At 64.1% G+C, this 5,557-nt stretch carries 3 protein-coding genes; all 3 read right to left on the reverse strand.

What is annotated here, in order from left to right:
• Positions 1-54: 54 nt before the first annotated feature.
• The 3 genes from ACFYOW_RS46130 to ACFYOW_RS46140 all read right to left on the reverse strand — a co-directional run bounded on the left by ACFYOW_RS46130 (position 55) and on the right by ACFYOW_RS46140 (position 3,978).
• Positions 55-1,929: a hypothetical protein gene (locus tag ACFYOW_RS46130; RefSeq protein ID WP_387297950.1), complete on the reverse strand. Its 1,875-nt coding sequence runs from the start codon at positions 1,927-1,929 to the stop codon at positions 55-57.
• Between the two features lie 125 nt (positions 1,930-2,054).
• Complete coding sequence (locus tag ACFYOW_RS46135; RefSeq protein WP_387297952.1) at positions 2,055-2,600, reverse strand: single-stranded DNA-binding protein; 546 nt, start codon at positions 2,598-2,600, stop codon at positions 2,055-2,057.
• 199 nt (positions 2,601-2,799) lie between these two features.
• Positions 2,800-3,978, reverse strand: coding sequence for a DUF4192 domain-containing protein (locus tag ACFYOW_RS46140; protein ID WP_387297954.1), 1,179 nt, complete (start codon positions 3,976-3,978; stop codon positions 2,800-2,802).
• Positions 3,979-5,557: the final 1,579 nt, after the last annotated feature.

Below are 5,557 nucleotides of genomic sequence, written 5' to 3' on the forward strand. Positions count from 1 at the left end.
AGCGGGCCGCCGCGGAGTGATTTCCGGGGCGGCCCGCTGGATGGTGGATCTGAATCAGGCAGCGCGGCGGGCACGAGAATGGCCCTTGACCGTCGGAGCTACCTCGACAAGGCCGAACCGGATGCGGCACGCAGAGCAGAAGCCGTCCTCGTTGTTCACCGTGCAGTAGGTCAAGCAGCCATCGCACTTGCGCTGGTGCTGGTTTGCTCCCCGAGCCGGACCGCGTTTGTGAGCCGAGGCATTGGTGGACCTCGCAGCACTGGGCTTGGAGGCCAGCACCGGTTGACCGGGAAGGCCCGGATTCTCCCGGAGGAAGGTGGTGATGACCTTGCACATCGGATGCGGTGCGGCGCGTCGCCACACGTCACCGAGGATTGCGCGTGCAGCGCCGGGGTAGGCGTTGGCGATGAACCGGCAACGCGAAAGGACAAACTCCTCGGTAGTGAATGCACCGGGAGCGGGCGGGATGCCTGGGCGGCCGTCCTCGCGGCACAGATCGCACAGTCCGTCATCGCTGACACGACGGCCACCGCGATGATGCATCTGCAGGTTGTCGAGTTCACATCGCTCGATGAAGCAGGACACGCAGCGCCAGCCGACGACCCGGGACATGGCCTGATGAATCATGTCGATTCCGTTGCCCTGGAACGGGATCTGCTCACGAGCATCGCCATTTGTCCTCAGCTTGGTTCGAGCCGCGGCGAACGCTTCACGTTCTTCGTCGGAGATTCGGCCGCGGCGCGGCTTTGTTTGGGCGGCGGCACGACGCTTGGCCACATCGCTCCCATCACGCAGGTAGGTGTTCGCCGCGGCATCGCGACGTTGATTGTTCGCGATCGCGTTCTGGCTGTCCCATAGGTCACGTGCCGCGTCGTCGTACTGCTCGGCGACGTAGGAGACATAGAAGCCGTCCCACATCTTCTGTGCGTCGGCGTCGTCCTTGCCACGGGCACGGCGAGGCGTGTCATTGTCTGCTTCTCGTCGCAGTTCGGCTGCGGCTGCGGCGATTCGGCGTGCCTGCTCGGCGCGCTGGCGGTTCGCGACGACGCGTGGATCGCGGTCGGCTGCGGCACGAAGGGCGGCCTCGTCTTCGACGGGCGGACGCTGCCACTCAGGCAGTGCCGTCTCCTCGGCGACGGAGTCGGTGAACATCGTGGCGCAGTAATCGGCGACGATGGGATCTTCCCGTTCGGGAAGTTCGCCCTCCGGTCGGACGCGGGGACGTTGCTGGATCCGTCGACGAAGCTTTTCCTTATCGAAGCGCGCGTCATCGATCGCTTTGGTGAGCTTGCCTTTCAAGTTGGGCGCGCGGTAGTAGTCGCGGATAGGCATCCGCGGCATCTCGGCCACTTCCAGGGCCACCGGGTTCTGTATCGCGTCCCACTGCTGATCTAACAGTCGGCGCTGGTACAGCGTGGGATCGGTCAAAGGTGCACACGCATCAATGCACTCGGCCAGATGAGGTTCGGCCTTCTTGACGGATTCGAGCCAGATGTTGGTGTTGGCGAACTTGTGCGTGGAATACATCTCCGCCATCCGCTCCAGAAATGCCCGGTCCTGGGGAGTGGCGAACTCGAGTGCTTTGAAGAACGCGTGGCGTGCCGCGACGCGATTGGTTTCGAAGAGATAGTCGATGTAAGAGATTTGATCGAGGAAGGAGATGTGCTCCACGGGAGTGTTCCTGTCTTCGCGATTTGCGGTGTAACCCCGTCGGAAGTTGCCTCTTCCGAAGGGATTTTCGGCTGGTCGGGCGACCAGCCCGTGGGCGTTAAGCCAGGTGGGAGGACGACACGCGGGAGGGAACGCGCCGATTCGGGCGGGAACGAATTTCCTGCGCTGACCACCCAGACATGACGGCTCGGTGGGACGCCGCGCCAGGGAAATTCGTTTTCGCACGGGCGCGGGCCCGGACGCGTGGCGGCGTCCCACCTGGTAGCCCTCGGTCGGGCTGGGCGCACGGCCAGCCGAAAATCCCGGCCATCCCAGCCCTCTCAGCTGTCCAGCGGCTGGGACCGCAGGCCCCGCCGCTGGACAAGAATCGCTGAGTCCGAGGATCAGAACGGAGGCGCAGCTCCGTCGCTGCCGCTGTCAAAGGAGCCAGCAGCGGGGGCGTTCCCCCACGGATCGTCTGCGACATTGGTGGTCGAGGAGCTCGCCCATCCGTCGCCGCTACCGTTGGTCGCGCGACCGCCACCGCTGCGGGCCCCGGCTCCGGCCATTGTCGGAGAGTCCCGGCGGGAGTTCTTGGTGACCTTGGCCGTTGCGTACTTCAATGCGGGCCCGATTTCGTCGACTTCCAGTTCTACGACGTATCGCTTCTCGCCTTCGCGAGTCTCGTAGTTGCGTTGCTTGAGTCGGCCTGAGACGATGACTCGCATGCCGCGGGTGAGCGTTTCGGCGACATTCTCGGCGTGTTCACGCCACACGTTGCATCGCATGAACAGTGCTTCGGCGTCTTTCCATTCGTTGCTGTTTTGATCGAAATACCGTGGTGTCGAGGCGACAGTGAAATTCACGACCGCTGCGCCAGCGGGAGTGAATCTCAGTTCAGGGTCGGCAGTCAAGTTGCCTATCACGGTGATGACGGTGTCTCCAGCCATGCTGAGTACTCCTTCGAGTGTTGTTGGATGAGAACAGTGATCGCGTGCACGCCCTGCGCGTCGTCGTTGCCCCCGGCGATGTCGGCGACCGGGGACGGCAGGCGCGTGAATCGGGGCGTGTTCAGGTGTCGAAACCGCCCGCGCGCGGGTAGTCGAGGAACACCCGCAGTCGGTGGTGTTGTGGATGGGCCGCGCTGGGTCAGCGGGGGATCGGTCCCAAATCGACGCCGAGGTCGGCGGCGATGCCGCCTCCGGTGTGGGCGAGTCGTCGCAGGGTTTGCGGGCGTACTCCGGTGCGCAGGCAGGTCTCGAGCAGGATCGCCATCGAGTGTGTCGGATCGGCTTGCAGAGCGGCCTGCAGGGCGACACCCGCGAGGATCCCGTCACCGCGGACGTAGGCACTGTAGGCGAGCAGTGTTGCCGCGTCGGCGCGGCCGGAACCCGACAATGCCTGAGCCAACGCCACCCACAGTCGTTCTGCGGGTTCGGCGTACTCGCCCAGAGCCAGTGCGAACAGTGCGTCGCGTACCGTCCGATCCCGCAGCACCGCAGCGAGTTCGGCGTACTCACCGGCGGTAAGGGCGATCCCGGAGTCGGTGTCGGCGACCCGCCACAGGACCCGCTGCAGCTCCTGCCGGTGATAGCTGTCGGGATCGCCGCGCCGCACGGCTTCGACATATCGGTCGTGCGCTTGCGCCATGGCCTCATCGAGGTCCGCCGCGACCTGGGCGGCGAGTTCTGTGTCGGGGGTGAGCAGATCGGTGACTTCGGAGCGCGCGCTGCGGATCGGTCGCCCATTGAGCACGTGGGCGAAGGTCACCATCGAGGTGGCCGGATCCGGCAGCGTCCCACCGCTGTTCGGTTCGAGCAGGTCCCACCACCGTTGCTGCGGTTCGATCGCGCGCACCGCCCACGCTCCCGCGACCAGGATCTCCACCTCCGCGAGGCAGCGGGTGAACGCGGCGACCAGCCTCGTCCATGCCCCGCCGTCTGCACCCTGGAGTTCCGTGTCGTCGGGTTCGGTGATTCGATCATCGACGATCACCATGAGCACAGTGGTCGCGTCCTCGGCTGCGCAGATCGTGGCGACGGCGTCGGCGTAAGCATCCGCCCGATTCGGGTGGGGGTCCTCAGGTAGATCGAACCGCAGCACCGCGTCGATAATCGGTCGTCGCCGATCACCGCGCTCGCGAAGCACTGCCACCACCAGCGAGCGTTCGGGAACGAACCCAACCATCGCGGGCACCGCCACGATCAATTCACCGGGATCATTCACATGCAGCGGCTCGCCCGGATCGATGTCGTGGGAAACCCGATTCAGATCGCCGATGGTGTGATCGATCGAGCGCGATACCGCGTCGTCTGTGTTGTCAGGCATGGAAGTCCTCTCTCGGTCGGGTGTGTGCGATGACCGCGCTGGGCGAGGGGAAACGGCCACCGCGAATCCGGTTGCAGTACCGGATAAGTGCGGGTAGACCGATGTCGATCACGCGGCGCGGCAGCCGAGACCGCTGATGATGTCGAGCCACTACGACAGGTGCGTGAGAGCGGTCGGATAGGCCGACCCGGTAACGGGTGCCGTGCTCGCCGCGAAGTTCGAAAATTGTGGCGATGGAGCGGAGCAGCGGTGGATATCGACAGCGGCGAGTGCCGCCAGGAGGTGGTGTATCGGGTGATCGTCACGGGATCACCAGGCCCCTCGATAAGCACTATGTCCGCATGAAGGGGTCAGTAAGTGCAGTAAACGAATCCGATTATGGTCAGTACTGTGTCTCCGGCCATGCAGGTACTCCTTCAGTAAAGGTGTTTCGGGCGTGACCGATTGACACGCCCAGCCACTGGTTGGGCGTCCCCGTCTGGGGCAGCGGGCGATTTCGATACGCGATGAACTTCCGGACGGACTTCAGCGAGCACACGCATAGACGACCCGTGATCCAGGCGGTGCGAGTGCAGGCGTTTCATCGACCCGGCTTCGGTGTCGACATCTGCGTTCAAGTGCACAAGACCCCCAGGGGGACATGCATCCCTGAGGGTTTCGGAGGCGATATTCAGTTAGGCTGCTTCAGCATTCAGTGAGGGACGGGTGTCGTAGAGCCGGTGTCAGTTGGGATGCACGCCAACGTTGCCCGTCGGTGGCATCCGATACTCGGGGCGCACTCGACCTCGATGACGTACCCGCTGATGTCGACTGTCGTCGTGGTGCGTATGGCGACCACTTGGACGTTTCGATCGAACTGTTCGGGAGCCAGCCCGAATCTGCTCACCTCAGCACGCATCGCGGTGCGGTATTGCTCGGCGAGGATGGGATCGCTCCACGTGTAAGCCATAGCGCCGCCGATAATCTCGTATTGAACGTCGCCTGCCGCTGGCGCGTTGATGACGTCGAGGAGTCTTCCGTCGCTGAGGCGGATGGAGTAACAGGTTCTGGTGTAGGCAAAGGTCATGACACGCCTCGCTGGTAGTTGGAGTGCGGGTGGAAGGTCCTCGGGGTGCCGCAAGAGCGTGTGACGATGCAGACCCCAGGCTGTGGTCGGTTCAACGAACGCCGCCAGTTGGGTTGTCGCGGTACTCAACTCGATGAGGAGCCACTGGCAGATCACGTTCCCGCCGGGCGGCTGTCAATGGTGCGATAACTAGCACGCCACCTTTCAAGCTCGTCGTCGCAGGCCGACGGCGAAGAAATGCCAGGCATCGTCAATGGCGACCTCGACGGGTGCAAAGTGTGCATTCGGCGGTGTTTCGACCATTGCGACCGGTGCGTCGCGTCGTTCGGGCTCGTGCGCGGCGACGGTTTGCTGCGTGTCGTCGTCGGTCTCGATGGGCGTTTGAGCGTCATGGTTGTCGTGGGGGGGGGGGGGGGGGGTAATTTTTAGAAAACCCCCACCCCCCCCAAATTTTGGGGGGGGGGGGGAAGTTTTTTCACGGGGGTGACGCCGCAGCAAGCCCCCGGGAGCCAC

Origin of the sequence: Nocardia sp. NPDC006982, assembly GCF_042869435.1 — a bacterium.
In the GTDB taxonomy this organism is placed as follows: Bacteria; Actinomycetota; Actinomycetes; order Mycobacteriales; family Mycobacteriaceae; genus Nocardia.